Raw genomic sequence first — 17,942 nt, forward strand, 5'->3', positions numbered from 1 at the left:
ACGGGTTCAGGTGCCACAGAAGGTCACATAGCGGCCAAAGCTTGATGGCGCTGGCAACATATAGCGCTCATCCTCGACAAAGGGCTGGGTAACGGCAGCAAGAAGCGCGTGGAAGGGGCGCAGATCACCACCGGTGGCCGCGTGCAAGGCTGCCTCAACCTGATGGTTGCGCGGGATGACCGCTGGGTTTGCAGCGCGCAAACGCTGAACCGCATCGCGGCCAAGGCGCGCCCGCCAGCGCGGCAGCCAAGCCTGCATCGCCGTGAAATTCTCGAAAAGCGGGCGCAAGAGCCCCTCGCCTTCCACCGCGCCGGCCAGCCGGTGGAAGGTCAGCGTCCAATCCGCGCCAGTCATTGCCGACAGAAGATCCGCAACCAGCGCAGCATCGCCCGGCTCCTCGCCCTCCAACGCCAGTTTGCGCCGCATCTCTGCCGCCCAAGCCGCCTCGTACAGCGCCGAGATTCCGTCCAAACGCGCATTGGCAATCTCAACCGCTTTGTCGCTGTCGGGATCGATCAATGGCAACAAGGCCTCCAACAACCGCGCCAAATTCCAGCCAAGGATGAGCGGCTGATTGGCATAGGCATAGCGCCCCTGCCGGTCGATCGAGGAAAACACCGTGCCCGGCGCATAGCCTTCCATAAAGGCGCAAGGGCCATAGTCGATCGTCTCACCCGACAGCGCCATGTTATCGGTGTTCATCACCCCGTGGATGAAGCCAAGCCCCATCCATTGCGCGATCAGTTTGGCCTGCCGCGCCGCGACGGCATCGAAAAGCCCCAAGGCCCCCGAGACACCGGGGAAATGCCGCTCCAAAGTGTAATCCATTAAGTCGCGCAGCTTATCCACCTCGCCCCTTGCGGCCAGAAATTGGAAGCTGCCCACCCTGATATGGCTTGCCGCGATCCGCGCCAGCACGGCGCCTGGCACTGGCCCCTCTTGGCGCAGGATGTCCTCGCCGGTCGCCACCACCGCCAAAGCCCGCGTCGTCGGCACGCCCAGCGCCTGCATGGCTTCCGAGATCAGATATTCGCGCAGCATCGGACCAATCGCCGCCTTACCATCGCCGCCGCGCGAAAAGCCGGTGCGGCCCGAGCCTTTCAGCTGCACATCAAAGCGTGCGCCTTGCGGGGTGACGATCTCGCCCAAAAGATGCGCACGGCCATCGCCCAAGACCGGGGAGAAGCCGCCGAATTGATGCCCTGCATAGGCCAGTGCCAAAGGATCTGCGCCCGGCGGCAGCTTTGCGCCCGAAAACCACTCGGCGGCGCCCAGCTGTAACGCCTGCGCATCCAAGCCCAGCTCTTCCGCAAGCTCTTGATTAAGCGCCAAAAGCCTTGGCGCCGGCGCCACATCGGGCGCTTGACGCAGATACATGCCCGGCAAATCGCGGGCCCAGCTGTGCGAGAAATGAAAATCCATCAAGCAGATATGGCAAGCCACCGCCGCTGAGGCAAGCACTTGAGGCCCTTGCCCTTCAGCAGAGCAAGCCTCAGCGCAGCGGTGGAGCTCCGCCTCAATCTCTATTCTGGGCAGAATGGTCGCGGCAATAGAAGTCGAACCTACGCCGATGCCGCGCCTCCAACCAAAGAAACTTCAAGTCTGCCAGAGACTTACCGCCCGTCTGCCAACCACAATCGCTCAAAACGCGGCCCCGAGAAGCGCAACACCCCCCTTTAAAGCAGGCGCTGCGTCATTAGCCTCTTGCTCGCGATGTCGATCGCGAAGGCGCGTGCAGTTGGCGTCATCAGGAGGATTGACTGTACGCCTCCGCTTGACCTTCCAGATGCGCCAAGATCGGCCCCAACTTCTCCTTATGCGGCTTCCAGCGCGACACCGAGCTTTTATAAAGCGGCTGATGCACTTGCCACTTGGAGATCGTTTGCGCGACATGCCCATTCGCCCGGTGATCAAGCATGGCTTCCTCGAAAGGTAAGCCCAGAAACTGGCATACGCGCCGCATCTGCATATCCGGAGCGCTGACGACATCCTCATAACGCACAGAAAGGATGGCCTCTGGGTAGCGTGATGTCCAATGGCTCATGAGTTCGAGATACAGCTTGTAATACCAGCCAAGGTCATCCAGTCGCTCGGCATAGGGGTGGTGTTGAGACTTAAGCGGCGCGGTGTAAATGGCAACGCAAGCGTCCAGCGGGTGCCGCATGGCATGGATTATCCGCGCTTTTGGGAAAAACCGGAGTATCAGGCCGATATTCAAGAAGTTGTGCAGCAGCTTATCGACATACAGCACGTCATTTCGGCCGTTACGCAGCCGCACCAACCCCATATAGCCTTCTGCAATCTCTGGCCAAGCTTCGGGCGGCAGGCCAAGAACGGTTTGCAAAAAATCATCTGGTTTGTCGTTGTATAATCCAAGCATCCGCGAGATCCGCGGCATGTGTAAGCGTTCGCCCGCGCCGTGAATTCTGCTGTGACCGGCCAGAAACTTCTCCAAAAGGGTCGATCCGCAGCGCGGCATGCCAACGATAAAGATTGGCCGCTCTTCGCTTGAAGAAAGCCCCAGAGGAAGCTGACTGTCGCTAAGCATCGCCGCCGCAATGGTAAGCTCAAAACGATTGCGGTCAAAATCGGCAGGCCATTCGGCCTTTGCCGCGATCACCCGGTCAAAGCCCGCCGTCGCTTGACCACTCTCGATCAGGCACTTGGACGCGCAATGCTGCAAGCTCCTGCGGGCCTCGGGTCGGCTTTCTTCTGCAAGGGTGGCCTCGATCCTCGCCAGAAGTGCGCTGCCGTCAGATTGCTTCTCAAGGTAACACAGCCCTCTCAGTCCTGCGACCTTATGGGACGGATCGCGCGCCAGCCGTTCATAAAGCTCTCGAGCCGCCTCAATCTGGCCCAGAATGGCCAAGTTATCGGCCTGACGAAGCAAGACCTCCTGAGAACCTCTGGAAGCTTTGTTTGCCTTGGCCAGAATGATGCGCTCATCCTCGAACTGCTCCAGCGCGCGATAGCAATTGGCCAAATTGCCAAGAAATATGACGTTGCCAGCCTCTAGCTCTACAGCCTGCTGCAAAAAGGGCAAGCCGAACTCGAAGCTTTGGTTTGCGAGATGCGCAAAGCCAAGGTCATTGAGCGCGGATGCATCATTCGGTTTGCCAGCCAAAACCCGTTCAAAGCATAAGATCGCCTCTGACGGTCGCTCAAGCTCAAGCAGAACCTCCCCAAGACCGCGCCAAATAATAACATTTGTAGGATCGGAGATTGCGGCCTCTGATAGCTGCTCTGCCGCGGCTTCAAGCTCCCCCGCCTGCCGAAGCTCGGCAGCCTTCTTCATAATGCCATTGATCATAGAGCCATCTTATCTGGTGACGCGTTATTATTTGCCTCTTTGGGACCACAGAAGCAGCCCCAAAGAGAACTTATGCCTTAGAACTTATAGGCCAGACCGATAACGAGCTCAGTCTGTTCCAGTTCGATCGTGGGCGCATCACCGATCGAGAAACTATGATCCCCGTAATCGCTGTAATTCACCTCGATCCTGCCGAGCCAGTTGTTGGTAAACGCATGTTCAGCACCGGCGCCAAAGGTCCAACCGGTCATGGTTGCACTTTCACTAGCCCCCTCGCTGATGAGTTTAACTTTACTCGCGGCAACACCACCGGCCACGTACAGCAACGTGCGATCCAGAGCGGTACCGACCCGAAGCCGCAGAGCAGCATTCAGGCCCTGCTCAAACGCATTTTCGCCGCTCAAAATGTCGGTGTTCGCATGCCCGATCGAACCCTCAACGCCGTAAACCAAGCCATTGCGGTCCCAGTTGTGGCCGATAAAGACCGACGCCGAAATACCCGAGGCTGAATGCGAGGACGTGCTCGCCACTGGGTCTGAGCCAGTGCCAGTGCTATAGCCACTGCCACTGCCACTGCCACTGCCCATCCCACTACCACCGCTAGTGATACCGCCAGCTGAGGTTTGGGCACTTGCAGTCAGTCGATTGCGCTTACCACCAAGCGATCCACCGACGTAAAAACCTTCCCAAGAGAAGGCAGGCGCGGCAGAGACCTTTGCGGGAGCGGCTTCTTCATAGTGCTCTGCCAGCCCGCCAGCACTCGCACTAGTAGTAGCAGCAACCGAAGCCGCAAGTGCGATTGCCAATTTAGACACGTAAGACATTTAGATATAACTCCAAGATTCGCTAGTAAATACAGCGCCTTGCAGTGAACCACCCCAGGTCAACACCACCCACCTTTACACAATTAGGGGTTGCAGAGATGTAACACGGCGCAGTGCGATACCGTCGCTCCAATGCGCGTGATCGACCGAGCGGCAGGCTGCCGCGGGCTTGGCTGTTCTGATGTTCCGAATTCTGCCAAAATAGCTGATTTACTGGGGCTAGGACTTGTGTCGATCACCACAAAAGGAATCTGTTCCCGCCGCTTTTGGCGGCGCGACACTGCCAGCCTCACCCATTTATCGATCACGACTTCAGTGGGATTATGTTTATATTTTCCAAGGGATCACGCCTTTGTGATGCAAGCGGGTGAGCCGACCCACCTAAAATGCTGCCCCGAAGATATCTGCTCCGCTGAGATGATCGCGATGCCCTCAATGGATGACGCGACAAGCTCATAATGCGGCCTAAGTTGCAACGCTACGATGCGCATGCCTCAGCCGCGACGCGGCCGCCACATGTGAGAAATGCGTCGCGCCTCACCCTGCCTGGGGATGGAAACGATGACAAGCTGGCGCCAGTTCGTAAGGCCAAGCTGGCCGAACAGGTACCAAGTCGAAAAATGGAGGGAGTGAATGGCAGGTCAGACACCTGCGAAATGATGGTCGGGGCGATAGGATTCGAACCTACGACCTACGGTACCCAAAACCGTCGCGCTACCAGGCTGCGCTACGCCCCGACTAACGCTCCCATAGCGCGGATAAACAGAAAGGGAAAGCGCAGTTTCAGCTTTATTCGCAAGACCATGCCGCATTGGGGCCGATCTGCGGATGGCGCAGCTGCGCGCCGGGGCGAATCCCCAGTCGCTCGGCCAGACCGCCATTGATTTCAAGCACATATTGCACAGATTCGCCGCCGTCGATCGGCGTCTCATCCAAGGGCTTTGCCATGGAATGCACGCGAGTGACCTGTCCCGCAGCATCGGCAAAGATGATATCTAGCGGAATGAGCGTGTTTTTCATCCAAAAGCGCGCCGGCCCCGGACGCTCATAGACAAAAAGCATCCCCCGGCCCGGATCCATCGCCGCGCGCCCCATCAATCCTTGCGCACGCTCAGCCGCATCATCGGCCACTTCCACGCCAAAGCGCTCAGACCCGCCCTCCCAGCGCAGATCTACGCGCCCCTGCGCACAAGCCGAGGCTGCAGACGCCGGACCATACCCGCCCAGTGAAAAACCCAAGCTCAGGCCCAGCAAAAGTGCAACTGGCACCAGAACTCGGCGCGGGGCCTTCGCCCCGACCGCCGCGCTCTGAACGCCAAGCCGCGTCACTCTGTTGGTTCGCGGTCGCGCAGCGCCGCTTCCCATGAGATCACCTGCACGGCCATCCGTCCGCGTTTGCCTTCGGCAATCCGCAAGGCCACCGCCTCGCCCGAGGCGAGATCAGCAAAGCCCGAGACGCGCAGCACCTCGACATGGATGAAGACATCATCGGCCTTGCCAAAAACATTGGCGAAACCAAAGCCTTTGGCCTTGTCGAACCACTTCACCCGCGAGGGTTCCATCGGCAGAGCCAAAAGTTCTTCGGGCGTCAAGAGCCCAGCCTCTTCTCCCAAAGGCACAACCATGCCTTCAGGTGGATCAATTTTCAGCACTTCGACGGCTTGAACACCGCGTTGTGTCTGTTGCACTCGGACCGAAATCCCGGAGCCATCGGCGACGGAGCTTTGACCGAAATTACGCAATACATTCGCGTGCAGTAGAATGTCTGAATGAGAGCCATCGGATACAATAAAGCCAAAGCCCTTAGCAGGATCAAACCACTTCACCCGACCCTGCAACACTTGCAGGGTCTTTTCATCTTCCGTCATAGAAGAGCCTTCTCCCCAGAATAAGCCCTGATAAATGAATGCGGATTTCACACCGCACGTTCAAGAGAAAAAAGTTACACAAGCGAACAATTATATTCTGAGGCTCTGTGTCAAGGCTGCAAACGACTGACTGACCACGGCTTTCCAACATCTTCGCGGCTCCAGCGAAAACGGTCATGCAAGCGGAAGGCCCCATCCGCCCAGAATTCAATCTCTAAAGGACGGATCCGGTAGCCGCCCCAAAACTCGGGCCGCTTTGGCGCAGTGCCATGTCGTAGCGTCATTTTTGCCACTTCTGCCAAAAGAGACTCTCGGCTGTTAAGCGGCTGTGATTGGCGGCTGGACCAAGCGCCCAAGCGTGACTTTAGACTGCGCGAGGCGAAATAGGCATCCGCTTGCGGCCCCTCTTCGCGGCTGACCAAACCGCGCACCCGAATCTGGCGGCGCAAAGATTTCCAATGCAAAACGAATGCGGCCTTGTCATTGGCGGCCATTTCTTGCGCCTTGGCCGAGCCATAATTGCTATAAAACACAAAAGCGCCCTCGGGCACACCGCCGACCACGCCTTCGGCTTCAATGTCCTTCAAAAGCACCATGCGGACGTTCGGCAGCCCCGTCGCATCCACTGTAGCAAGCGCAATCGCATTGGGATCATTGAGCTCCGAGGCCTCTGCTTCGGCCAGCCAACGCTGCGCCACCGCGAAGGGATCAGCCCCCGCAAAAATCTCTGATCCGTCCATCTCGCCGGCCATTCTATCCTCCGATGCGAAAGAGCCTGCGGAGCCGCCCTTGCGGCAGTCCGGCTTTCCGCCTATTCGTCAACGCTACCAGCGAAAAGATGGGCGGGAGAGCAGGAATGTCAACCGGACTAATGGCAGGCAAAAAAGGCCTTATCATGGGCCTTGCAAACGACAAGTCGATTGCATGGGGCATTGCGCAAGCCTTGGCCGCACAGGGGGCTGAACTGGCCTTCTCATACCAAGGCGATGCCTTGAAGAAACGGGTAGAGCCTTTGGCCGCCCAACTCGGCACGCCGATGCTGTTTGATTGCGATGTCGGCAGCGATGAGAGCTTGGATGCGCTCTTTGCGGGCCTGAAAGCGCAATGGGACACGATCGATTTCGTGGTTCATGCCATTGGGTTCTCGGACAAAAACGAGCTGCGCGGCCGCTATGTCGACACCAGCCGGGCGAATTTCCGACTGACGATGGACATCTCGGTCTATTCCTTCACGGCTGTGGCGCAGCGCGCTTCGCAGATGATGCCGAATGGTGGCTCGATCCTGACCCTGACCTATTATGGTGCCGAGCAAGTCATGCCGCATTATAACGTCATGGGTCCGGCCAAAGCGGCTTTGGAAAACTCGGTCAAATATCTGGCCGAAGACCTTGGCCGTGACGGGATCCGCGTCAATGCGATCTCGGCCGGTCCGATCAAGACCTTGGCCTCCTCGGGGATCGGCGACTTCCGCTATATCCTGCGCTGGAATGAGCTGAACTCGCCGCTGCGCCGCAATGTGACGCAAGAAGAAGTCGGCAAGGCCGCGCTCTATCTTCTGTCGGACCTTGGTTCGGGCACCACGGGCGAGAACCTGCATGTGGATGCAGGCTACCACGTCGTCGGCATGAAGGCGATCGATGCGCCCGATATCGACATTGTGACGGGCCGGAAGGACGCCTGATCCCATGACAATCGCGGCATTTCTAGCCTTCGCAGGTCTAGTGATTTTTGCCGCGATTTCTCCTGGTCCTGCGGTGCTGATGGCAGCGCGGACCGGTTTGACCGAAGGGTTTCGCACCGGGGTGATGCTGGCGATGGGCATTGGCACCGGCGCGGTGATCTGGGCACTCGCGGCGATGTTTGGGCTTAACCTGATCTTCGCCGCCGCCCCCACCTTGCTTTGGGCCTTGAAGATCGGCGGCGCGCTTTATCTGGTCTGGATGGCGTGGAACTTGTGGAAGGGCGCATCGGCGCCCTTTGTCACTCAAGACAGCCGTCCGGTGCCACGCTCTGCCCTTGCGGCCTATCGTTTGGGGCTGTGGACCAATCTGGCCAATCCGAAAGCAGCCGTCATGTTCAGCTCGATCTTTCTTGGCACCTTGCGGGCAGATACGCCCTATTGGGTGCTGGGCGCGCTGCTTTTGGTGATTTTCTGTGCCGAAACCCTCTGGAACAGTCTTGTCGCCCGCATTTTCTCGTTAGAGAAGACGCGGGCACGTTATATCAGTTTGAAGACCATTATCGATCGCAGCTTCGGGGCGGCGCTGGCCGCGCTTGGGATCAAGATCGTCGCCACCTAAGGAGAGACCAATGTCGCCCGACCGCTTGCCGCATGAAAAAGGCTTCCATGTCAGCTGGGATCAGATCCACCGTGACGCGCGGGCTTTGGCCTGGCGGCTGGATGGCAAGGGTCCGGGCGAAGGCGGCGCTTGGAAAGCGGTCGTCGGCATCACCCGCGGCGGCCTTGTCCCTGCGATGATCGTCAGCCGCGAGCTTGACATCCGTCTGGTCGACAGCATCGCGGTCAAATCCTACCATTCGGGCGGCGGCAAGGCCGACAACCGCCGCGAAGCCCAAGTGATCAAATACCCAGACGCCGAAATGATGGGCGATGGTTCGGGCGTGCTGATCGTCGACGATCTGGTCGACTCGGGCAAAACCCTCGAACTGATCCGTGGCCTCTACCCCAAAGCGCATTTCGCTTGCGTCTATGCCAAGCCCGAGGGTGAAAAGCAGACCGACACCTACATCACCAGTGTCAGCCAAGACACTTGGATCTTCTTCCCTTGGGATATGGCGCTGCAATATGTGCAGCCCTTCCGCGGCACCGACTAAGCTTTACACGGCCCCGAAGGGCGGGCATTGTCCCGCCCTTTCGCTTTATTTCATCCTCCTATTTTGCCTTGAGGTCTGCCATGACTTTGCCGCTGAACCCCGCATTCGCAGCCACCGAGCCGCCACCGGTGATGGAGGCGCGGCGCTGGATCGCCGGCAAGACTTTCTCGGCCGACAAGCCGCTGATTAACGTCAGCCAAGCCGCGCCGGTGGAAAGCCCGCCTCTCGGCCTGCGCCAAGCCATCGCGGATGCTGCGCTGAACGATCCGCAAGCCCATCTTTACGGCCCCGTCCTCGGCCTGCCCGCCCTGCGCGCCGAGATCGCCAGCCAATGGTCCGCCGCTTACGGCGGCGCGGTTCGACCCGATCAAGTCGCGATCACTCAAGGCTGCAATCAGGCCTTTACCTCGGTCGTGGCCACTCTCGCCGGTCCCGGCGATGAGGTGATCTTGCCGACGCCTTACTATTTCAACCACAAGATGTGGATGGATATGGCGGGGATTTCGCTGGTCGCCTTGGACACCGGCGCGACGCTCATTCCCGATGTCGCGGCCTGCGAAGCGCTGATCTCAGACAAGACCCGTGCCATCGTACTGGTCTCGCCCAACAATCCGGGCGGTGTCGAATATCCCGCCGAGACGCTGGCCGCCTTCCGCGATCTGGCGCGCGCCCGTGGCCTCGCCCTGATCGTGGATGAGACCTACCGCGATTTTGACAGCCGTCACTCGCAAGCCACCGGCGGTCGCCCGCATGATCTTTTCACCGATCCCGCATGGGACGAGGTGCTGATCCAGCTTTACTCCTTCTCCAAAGCCTACCGGCTGACCGGCCACCGCGTCGGCGCGATCGTCGCCTCACAAGAGCGGCTGGCCGAGGTTGAGAAATTCCTTGATACTGTGGCGATCTGCCCCAGCCAACTGGGCCAAATGGGCGCGCTTTGGGGGATGCAGAACCTTGGCGCTTGGGTCGGGGGTGAGCGCCAAGAGATCCTGTCGCGCCGCGATGCGATGATCTCGGGCTTCTCGGCGCTGCAAGGCTGGAAACTCCTCGGTTGCGGCGCCTATTTCGCCTATGTTGAACATCCTTTCGATCTCGCTTCGGATGCGGTGTGCAAGCAATTGGTCGAAGATTGCGCCGTGCTGGCTTTGCCCGGCACCATGTTCCAGCCCGAAGGCAGCCCGGCCGGTAAGCGCCAGATCCGCATCGCTTTTGCCAATATCGACGTGTCTGGCATCGCCGAGCTCTTCCGCCGGCTCGCCAGCTTCCGCCCCTAACGGCCCGCGCGCACGCTGACGTGCGCGCCGCTCTCGCGCTCATGCCTTGCCCCCTGTCCGGCTTCGCTCTAGACAGGCGGGCAACCTTAAAAGCACAGGTTCCCGATGTCCAATTCTGCCCGCCCCGACCTTGACGACGACACGCCGCGCAAGAAGCCGAAAAAAGGGCAACAGGTTGCCACTTGGATCATGATGGGCATGCTCATCGTCGGGCTTGGCGGCTTTGGCGCCACCAGCTTCTCGGGCTCGATCGTCTCGATCGGTTCTGTCGGCGGGCTGAGCATCTCGACCCGCGACTATTCGCGTGCATTGCAACAAGAGATGGCCAGCTTCTCGCAGCAATTGGGCGGCGCCCAGATCAGCCCCAGCGAAGCCGTCGCGCTTGGCATCGACCAGCGCGCTTTGTCGATGCTGGTCACCCGCACCGCACTTGACGCCGAGGCTGCCCGCTTGGGACTGTCGATCGGCGATGGCGCCGTGGCCGAACATATCCGCCGCAGCCCCGCCTTCTCGGGCATCACCGGTGGCTTTGACCGCGAGACCTATGCCTTCACCTTGCGCCAGAACGGCTGGACCGAGGCCGATTATGAGACCAGCCAGCGCCGCGACGCCTCGCGTGAGCTGTTGCAAGGTGCCATTGCCGGTGGCGTTGTCGCCCCGCAAGCGATGGTGGACGCCTTCTACCACTACATCGGTGAGCGCCGCAGCCTCTCGACCATCCGCCTCAGCGAAGCCGATCTGATCGCCGCTTTGGCCGAAGCCGATGAGGCCGATCTGCAAGCTTGGTATGATGCCAATATTGCCGATTTCACCAAGCCGCAGTCCAAGCGCATCGGCTATGTAGCGTTGCTGCCCGAAGATATCGCCGCAGATCAGCCGGTGGATGAGGCCGCTTTGCGGGCGACTTATGACGCGCGCATCGCCGAATATGTCCAGCCCGAGCGCCGCTTGGTCGAGCGTCTGGTCTTCCCCGATCAAGCCGCGGCCGATGCCGCCAAAGCCCGCTTGGACGCAGGCGAAAGCTTTGAGACCTTGGTCACCGAACGCGGGCTCGAGCTTGTTGATATCGACATGGGCGATATCTCGGAAGCCGAGCTGGGCGCCGCCGGCGCCGCTGTCTTCGCCAGCGCCGAAGGTGCGGTTGTGGCGGGCGAAAGCGCGCTTGGCCCGGCGCTTTACCGGGTGAACGGGCTTCTGCCCGGCGAGAATGTCAGCTTTGAAGAAGCCCGCGCCGAACTTGCCGCCGAGAGCCAAGCCGAAGCGGCCCGCCGCGAGATCGCCGACAAAGTCGATCACATCGACGATCTTCTTGCCGGTGGCGCCGATCTGGAAGAACTCGTGGCCGAAGCGGGCATGACCTATGCCACGCTCGACCATGTGCCGGGCGCCCAAGGCGGCGAAGGCATTGCCGGTTATGCCGCCTTCCGCACCGCCGCCGATGCCGCTCAGGCTGGCGATTTCCCCGAAGCCATCCTGCTTGATGATGGCGGCGTGGCCGCTTTGCGCTTCATCGAAGATGTTCCCGCAGCACCGATCCCCTTTGCCGAGGTCCGCGACCAAGTGGCCGAGGCTTTTGCCGCCAACCAGCTGAAAACCGCCCTCGCCGCCCGCGCGATCGAGATCAAATCCGCGGTCGAAGGCGGCGCCTCCTTGGGCACCCAAGGCATCGTCGACCAAACCCCGGAAATCGCACGCAGCGGCACGGTTCCAGATGCGCCGCAAGCGCTTGTGACCGCCGCTTTCGAGATGCAGCCGGGTGAATTGCGCGTGATCGAAGAGGGCGATTTTGTAGCCGTGGTGCAGTTGAATGCCGTCACCCCGGCCGCCGAGACCGGCCCGGATGCCGAGGCACTGAAGGCCAGCATCGCGGCACAGATCCAGCAGGCTTTGGCGGGCGATCTCTTCGACGCCTATGCCACAGCGCTGATCAACGCCACCCCGATGAACATCGACCAAAACGCCATCTCGGCGGTGAATACGAGCCTACAATGATGCTGCAACCCTCTTTTGAGGTCTTCGAACAAGGCTGGGCCAAGGGCGAGAACCAAATCGTCCACGCCCGGTTGGCAGCTGACTTGGACACGCCGGTCAGCTTGATGTTGAAGCTGGGCGAAGCGCGCTCGGACACGTTCATGCTGGAATCAGTGACCGGCGGCGAGATCCGTGGCCGCTATTCCATCGTCGGCATGAAGCCCGATCTTATCTGGCGCTGCCGCGGCACCGCCTCTGAGATCAACCGCGAGGCGCGGTTTGATGCGGCGGCCTTCCAACCGCTGGAAGGCGATCCGCTGACCACGCTGCGCGCGCTGATCGCCGAAAGCCGCATCACCATGCCCGAAGACATGCCGCCGATCGCGGCGGGTCTTTTTGGCTATCTCGGCTATGACATGATCCGTCTGGTCGAGCATTTGCCCAATGTGAACCCCGACCCGCTCGGCCTGCCCGATGCGGTGCTGATGCGGCCTTCGGTCGTGGCGGTGCTGGATGGGGTCAAGGGTGAAGTCACCGTGGTCGCCCCCGCTTGGGCCGCTTCGGGACTTTCGGCGCGCGCGGCTTATGCGCAAGCGGCCGAGCGGGTGATGGACGCTTTGCGCGATCTGGACCGCGCGCCCGCCGCCGCCAGCCGCGATCTGAGCGGCTCGGCTCTGGTCGGCGAGCCGCGCTCGAACTTCACCCATGAAGGCTATAAGGCTGCGGTGGAGAAGGCCAAGGATTACATCCGCGCGGGCGACATCTTCCAAGTGGTGCCCAGCCAGCGCTGGACCATCGACTTCCCGCTGCCGCCCTTGGCGCTTTACCGCTCCTTGCGGCGCACCAACCCCTCGCCCTTCATGTTCTTTTTCAACTTCGGCGGCTTCCAAGTCGTCGGCGCCAGCCCCGAGATCCTCGTGCGGTTGCGCGATGGCGAAGTGACCGTGCGCCCGATCGCCGGCACCCGCAAACGCGGGGCGACGCCCGAAGAAGACAAGGCCTTAGAGCTGGATCTTCTGGCCGATAAGAAAGAGCTGGCTGAGCATTTGATGCTTCTCGACCTTGGCCGCAATGATGTGGGCCGGGTTGCGAAGATGGGCACCGTGCGCCCGACCGAGCAGTTTATCATCGAGCGCTACAGCCATGTGATGCATATCGTCTCCAACGTGGTGGGCCAGATCCGCGAGGGCGAAGATGCACTCTCGGCGCTCCTCGCAGGCCTGCCCGCCGGCACCGTCTCGGGCGCGCCGAAGGTGCGGGCGATGGAGATCATCGACGAGCTTGAGCCCGAAAAGCGTGGCGTCTATGGCGGCGGCGTGGGTTATTTCGCGGCCAATGGCGAGATGGATTTCTGCATCGCTCTGCGCACGGCAGTGCTGAAGGACGAGCAGCTCTATATCCAAGCCGGTGGCGGCGTGGTCTATGACAGCGACCCCGAGGCGGAATACCAAGAGACGGTGAACAAATCCAACGCCTTGCGCCGCGCCGCGCAAGACGCCGGCCTCTTCACCCGCCGCGCCAACAGCTGATCCAATAGCGCGGCTGCCGCCGCATTCTTATGCCTCGGCAGCCCTTGGCGCTTTGGCTGGGCCGAGCAGGATGGGGGCATTCTGCCCCCAAACCCCCTGAGGATATTTTTCGACAGAAAATACCATAGCGCGCGCCGCTTTGTGCATTTTCTGTCTTTAAATATCCCCGCCGGAGGCTCCGCCGCGAAGCTCAGCCGTGACCGCTGCGTCGTGAGCGCTCAGTCGGCCGAGAGCACCGCCGTCAGCGGTGCCAAAGCAACAGTGGCCGCCCGCCCCTCGATCGCCCATTCAAGCAAGGCCGCCACGGTCTCGGGCCGGCTGCGGCCGACCACCGTGACGCGGCCCTCTTGCGCGGCTTTGAAGGCCGCACGGTCGAGATAGCGACGGATGACGGGGGCGGATTCATCCGCTCCGTCGAGATCGCGGAAGGCGGTGGCGGCGGGGATATCCTCGCGCCGGGCCACTTGATCTGCCGCGTTCAGGCCTTGATCCCACGTCACCAGCCCCCGGCCTGCCGCGCCAATCACCGGCACCACCAGTGTGGCGAGTGGGCGATCGGCTTGGAAGGCACGGCTCGGCAGGTCCATCACCGCCACGGCCTCGGGCAGCGCTTGGCTCATGACCGACAGCGCCACTTCGATATCCGTGGCCTGTCCCCCTTTGGGCAGGGCCGAGGCCAGCATGACGACCTCGCGCCCAGCGGCGCGGTAGATCTCGGCATAAACGGCGGCATTGGGATCGCTGGGATCCAGCGCGAAGCTGACCGGGAAGGGCAATGCCGCCAAAGCCGCGCGGTCGGTTTCGGGCTTGCCCTCATCGATCACAAGGATCGCAAAGAGCGGCTTGCCTTCGGGATTCTCGAAGGGGGCGGCATAAAGCGCCACCGGGCGGCTGTCTGCGAGAGCTGCAGCCTCTTCCTCAACGGCCTGAGCTGGTGCATCGCCCACGCGCGGCAGCCGGTCGGTGGTCACGGCATCAGCCGACCCCCGCAAAGCCGGTGTGGGCGCCAGGGTCGAGGGACGCTCGGCCAGCGGCATATCCGTATCCACCGGGGCCGACGGCTCCTCCAAGGGCATTGCAGCCTCGGGGCCCTCTTCGGCGATCCGAGCCAGCATGTCTTGCTCTTCGGGGGTCAGCGGCGGCAGCGGCGCTTCGGTTGCGGGCGCCGGCGCAGCTTCCGCCTGCGGGGCCAGCGGCTGGGCTGGGCCATCCTGCGCGGCCGGTGTCTCGCCAAGCGGCTCGGGCAGCGCCTTGGGCGCGGGCGCGGCGTTCAGCTCAGCGGTGGCGGCCAGCGGTTCAGGCGGCTCGGCTCCTGCCGCAGGGGCCGGACCTTCGGGGCTTTCGCTGGGGGCGGGAGCGGCGTCGCTCTCCAAAGCCGGCGCGAGGGCCGGCGGGGCCGAGGGTGTTGTGACGACGCTTGGGGCTTCGGCAGGTTCAGCGAGAGCGGGGCCGGTCTCAGCTGGCGCAGCAGGCTCAGCCGGTGGCAGCTCGGCCACGCTCTCGGGGGTGGCCGGGGCTTCGGCCAATGGCGCCTCGCCCTCAGCCAGACCTTGCGCGGGCAAATCCTGTTCAGCCAGATCCGGAGCGGCCAGATCCGGGGCGGCGAGTTCCTCTGCCACAGGCTCCTCTGCAACAGGCTCCTCTGCAACAGGCTCCTCTGCGGGCCGTTCAGCCACCGAGGGTGCAGCCGCTTCGGAGGCGCCATCCACAACAGCCTCGGCGGGCGCAGGCGGCGCTGCCAGTTGCGGTCCGGGTGCCACAACCGAGATAACAGCCAGCACGCCCGATCCAACCAGACCGCCCATAGCCGTGCCCATCAGGAATTTGCCGATCACCCCAACCTCCGTCCCAATCGCAGACTTTCATCGCAAAGCCCCGCGCCGCGCGGCTTGCCGTTCAAAACACCGTGCAGACGGCATCCGCAAGGCCCTGTCGGTCAATCTTCAGTGCCCGGAACCTTTGCGGCCCTGCCCGGCGCACCTTGACCTTCCAGCCCTGACCTGACCATGTATAGCGCGAGGCGTCTGGCGCTTCATCCCCTTTCCGGCGAGACACGGCAAGATGCTGCTTCTGATCGACAACTACGACAGCTTTACTTGGAATCTGGTGCATTACTTCGGCGAACTTGGCGCTGAAGTGAAGGTTGTGCGCAATGATGCCCTGAGCGTGCAAGAGGCCTTGGCGCTGAAACCGCAGGCGATTGTGCTTTCCCCTGGGCCCTGCGATCCGGCGCAAGCCGGGATCTGCCTGCCGCTGACCCGCGCGGCAGCCGAGGCGGATGTGCCGCTTTTGGGCGTTTGTCTGGGCCATCAGACCATTGGTGAGGCCTTTGGCGGCAAAGTTATCCGCTGCCATGAGATCGTGCATGGCAAGATGGGGGCGATGCACCACGAAGACGGCGGCATGTTCCGCGATCTGCCCTCGCCCTTCCAAGCCACCCGCTATCATTCGCTGGTGGTCGAGCGTGAGAGCCTGCCCGACTGTCTTGAGATCACCGCTTGGCTAGCGGATGGCACCATCATGGGCCTGCGCCACCGCGAGAAGATCATCGAAGGCGTGCAGTTCCACCCCGAATCCATCGCCTCGGAACATGGACACCAATTGTTGCGCAATTTCCTGACCACGGCGGGCGTCGCCACCACCACCAAAGCGGGCGTCGCGGCATGAGTGATATTCTGCGAGGGTTGATCGGCACCGCAGCCAGCCGTCCGCTCACCCGGGCCGAGGCGGATCAAGCCTTTACCGCGCTTTTTGAAGGCCAAGGCACGCCCGCTCAGATGGGTGGCTTCCTGATGGCTTTGCGCACCCGTGGCGAGACGGTGGATGAATATGCCGCCGCCGCCTCGGTGATGCGGTCGAAATGTGTGCCAGTGCGCGCGCCCGAAGGGGCGATCGACATCGTCGGCACCGGTGGCGATGGCAAGGGCACTCTGAATATCTCGACCGCGACCGCTTTGGTGGTCGCTGGGGCCGGTGTGCCGGTCGCCAAACATGGCAACCGCAACCTGTCGTCGAAATCGGGCGCGGCGGATGCGCTGACCGAGTTGGGCCTGAACGTGATGATCCCGGCCGAGGTGGTGGAGCGCTGCCTTGATGAGGCTGGGATCGGCTTCATGATGGCGCCGATGCACCATCCCGCGACCCGCCATGTCGGCCCGGTCCGGACCGAGCTTGGCACCCGCACCATCTTCAACATCCTTGGGCCTTTGACCAATCCGGCAGGGGTGAAACGCCAACTCACCGGCGCGTTTTCCGCCGAATTGGTCCGCCCGATGGCCGAGACTTTGTTGGCGCTTGGCTCGACCAAAGCTTGGCTGGTGCATGGCGGCGATGGCACGGATGAGTTGTCCATCGCCTACCCCAGTAAGGTGGCAGCCCTAGAAGATGGCAAGGTGACCGAGTTTGAAATCGCGCCCGAGGATGCAGGCCTGCCTGTCCATCCGTTTGAGCAAGTGATGGGCGGCACCCCGGCTGAGAATGCGGTGGCTTTGCGCGCGCTTTTGGATGGCGCATCAGGGGCCTACCGCGATGCGGTTCTCTTGAACTCCGCCGCTGCTTTGGTGGTGGCCGATCACGCTTTGGATCTGAAAGAGGGTGTCGAGATGGCGCGCTCATCGATCGACAGCGGTGCTGCCAAGGCCAAACTGGCCGCGCTCGTCCGCCTGACGCATGGCTGAAACCCCGCCTGATCCGCCCGCCTCTTGGGCGGATCTGCCCTTCTTCCGCGATGGCCGCTGGCCGGCGCTTTGGGACAAGCTCAAAGCCCTGCCCGATTGGCAACCGGGGCCTGAGTTGCTCTTTCGCGCGCTGGAACTGACCCCGCGCCCCAGCGTCCGCGTGGTCATCCTTGGCCAAGACCCCTATCCCACGCCCGGCCGCGCCACCGGGCTCGCCTTTTCCTTCCCGCCCGGCCAAGCCCCGCGCGATTCCCTGCGCAACATCCTGACCGAGCTTGCCACAGACACCGGCATCACCCGGCAAAGTGGAGACCTCACCGCTTGGGCGCGGCAAGGTGTGCTGCTTTTAAACCCCGTCCTCAGCGTGCCCTTGGGCCAACCGCAGGGCCATAAAGCGCTTGGCTGGCAAAGCCTCACCCAAGAAATCCTTGCCGCCACCGCCGCCGATGGCCCGCGCGCCTTCCTTTTATGGGGCGCGCCTGCGCAGAAACTCTGCGCCAAACTGCCCAGCGAGCGGCACCTTTGGCTCACATCCCCGCACCCTTCGCCGCTTTCAGCCTATCGCGGTTTCTTCGGCTCGCGCCCCTTCTCGGCCATCAATCAATGGCTTGCCGCACAAGGCGCGCCGGAAATCGACTGGTCCCTCTAGACTTC

At 61.9% G+C, this 17,942-nt stretch carries 16 protein-coding genes and 1 tRNA gene; 9 read left to right on the forward strand and 8 right to left on the reverse strand.

All coding sequences use genetic code 11. From position 1 onward, the window contains the following. Positions 1-6: 6 nt before the first annotated feature. The 7 genes from Q9295_RS14275 to pdxH form a co-directional block, all read right to left on the reverse strand. Positions 7-1,422 carry a protein adenylyltransferase SelO gene (locus Q9295_RS14275; protein WP_306681334.1) on the reverse strand — a complete coding sequence of 472 codons (1,416 nt, stop codon included), beginning with the start codon at positions 1,420-1,422 and terminating at the stop codon, positions 7-9. A 325-nt stretch (positions 1,423-1,747) separates the two neighbouring features. Then, a complete protein-coding gene (locus tag Q9295_RS14280) occupies positions 1,748-3,310 on the reverse strand; it encodes a tetratricopeptide repeat-containing sulfotransferase family protein (RefSeq protein ID WP_306681247.1) in 1,563 nt (520 codons plus the stop codon). A 77-nt stretch (positions 3,311-3,387) separates the two neighbouring features. After that, positions 3,388-4,134, reverse strand: coding sequence for an outer membrane protein (locus tag Q9295_RS14285; RefSeq protein ID WP_306681249.1), 747 nt, complete (start codon positions 4,132-4,134; stop codon positions 3,388-3,390). Positions 4,135-4,794: 660 nt separating this feature from the next. Continuing rightward, positions 4,795-4,871 (reverse strand) — tRNA-Pro (locus Q9295_RS14290). Between the two features lie 52 nt (positions 4,872-4,923). Next, positions 4,924-5,406 carry a DUF192 domain-containing protein gene (locus Q9295_RS14295; RefSeq protein ID WP_373457469.1) on the reverse strand — a complete coding sequence of 161 codons (483 nt, stop codon included), beginning with the start codon at positions 5,404-5,406 and terminating at the stop codon, positions 4,924-4,926. Positions 5,407-5,459: 53 nt separating this feature from the next. After that, positions 5,460-6,002: a cold-shock protein gene (locus Q9295_RS14300; protein ID WP_306681250.1), complete on the reverse strand. Its 543-nt coding sequence runs from the start codon at positions 6,000-6,002 to the stop codon at positions 5,460-5,462. Positions 6,003-6,112: 110 nt separating this feature from the next. Then, positions 6,113-6,742 (reverse strand): pyridoxamine 5'-phosphate oxidase, encoded by a 630-nt coding sequence (pdxH, locus tag Q9295_RS14305; RefSeq protein WP_306681336.1) that lies wholly within the window; start codon positions 6,740-6,742, stop codon positions 6,113-6,115. A 116-nt stretch (positions 6,743-6,858) separates the two neighbouring features. On the opposite strand from pdxH, the gene fabI reads away from it, so the two are divergent. The 6 genes from fabI (at position 6,859) to trpE (ending at position 13,611) form a co-directional block, all read left to right on the forward strand. Then, positions 6,859-7,683 carry an enoyl-ACP reductase FabI gene (gene fabI / locus Q9295_RS14310; RefSeq protein ID WP_306681251.1) on the forward strand — a complete coding sequence of 275 codons (825 nt, stop codon included), beginning with the start codon at positions 6,859-6,861 and terminating at the stop codon, positions 7,681-7,683. Between the two features lie 4 nt (positions 7,684-7,687). Then, positions 7,688-8,302 carry a LysE family translocator gene (locus Q9295_RS14315; RefSeq protein ID WP_306681252.1) on the forward strand — a complete coding sequence of 205 codons (615 nt, stop codon included), beginning with the start codon at positions 7,688-7,690 and terminating at the stop codon, positions 8,300-8,302. A gap of 10 nt (positions 8,303-8,312) precedes the next feature. After that, entirely contained in the window at positions 8,313-8,837 is a 525-nt protein-coding gene (gpt, locus tag Q9295_RS14320; RefSeq protein WP_306681253.1) for a xanthine phosphoribosyltransferase, read from the forward strand. Between the two features lie 80 nt (positions 8,838-8,917). After that, positions 8,918-10,111, forward strand: a complete 1,194-nt coding sequence (locus Q9295_RS14325) for an aminotransferase (RefSeq protein ID WP_306681254.1) — start codon at positions 8,918-8,920, stop codon at positions 10,109-10,111. 105 nt (positions 10,112-10,216) lie between these two features. Continuing rightward, complete coding sequence (locus Q9295_RS14330; protein WP_306681255.1) at positions 10,217-12,103, forward strand: peptidylprolyl isomerase; 1,887 nt, start codon at positions 10,217-10,219, stop codon at positions 12,101-12,103. Then, entirely contained in the window at positions 12,100-13,611 is a 1,512-nt protein-coding gene (gene trpE / locus Q9295_RS14335; RefSeq protein WP_306681256.1) for an anthranilate synthase component I, read from the forward strand. Before Q9295_RS14330 ends, trpE begins: the two co-directional genes overlap by 4 nt. A 218-nt stretch (positions 13,612-13,829) precedes the next feature. Here the strand turns inward: trpE and Q9295_RS14340 are convergent, their stop codons facing one another. After that, on the reverse strand, positions 13,830-15,446 hold the full coding sequence (locus Q9295_RS14340; protein WP_306681258.1) for a divergent polysaccharide deacetylase family protein: 1,617 nt from the start codon (positions 15,444-15,446) through the stop codon (positions 13,830-13,832). Between the two features lie 226 nt (positions 15,447-15,672). Between Q9295_RS14340 and Q9295_RS14345 the strand changes: the two genes are divergently transcribed. From Q9295_RS14345 to Q9295_RS14355, 3 genes are read left to right on the forward strand one after another with little or no spacing between them, the layout of a single operon-like run. After that, on the forward strand, positions 15,673-16,278 hold the full coding sequence (locus Q9295_RS14345) for an aminodeoxychorismate/anthranilate synthase component II (RefSeq protein WP_306681259.1): 606 nt from the start codon (positions 15,673-15,675) through the stop codon (positions 16,276-16,278). Beyond that, complete coding sequence (trpD, locus tag Q9295_RS14350) at positions 16,275-17,288, forward strand: anthranilate phosphoribosyltransferase (protein WP_306681260.1); 1,014 nt, start codon at positions 16,275-16,277, stop codon at positions 17,286-17,288. The genes Q9295_RS14345 and trpD overlap by 4 nt, the downstream gene beginning before the upstream one ends. Then, on the forward strand, positions 17,281-17,937 hold the full coding sequence (locus tag Q9295_RS14355; RefSeq protein ID WP_306681261.1) for a uracil-DNA glycosylase: 657 nt from the start codon (positions 17,281-17,283) through the stop codon (positions 17,935-17,937). Before trpD ends, Q9295_RS14355 begins: the two co-directional genes overlap by 8 nt. Positions 17,938-17,942: the final 5 nt, after the last annotated feature.

This window comes from Pseudogemmobacter lacusdianii, assembly GCF_030848395.1.
GTDB classification, from domain to species: domain Bacteria; phylum Pseudomonadota; class Alphaproteobacteria; order Rhodobacterales; family Rhodobacteraceae; genus Pseudogemmobacter; species Pseudogemmobacter lacusdianii.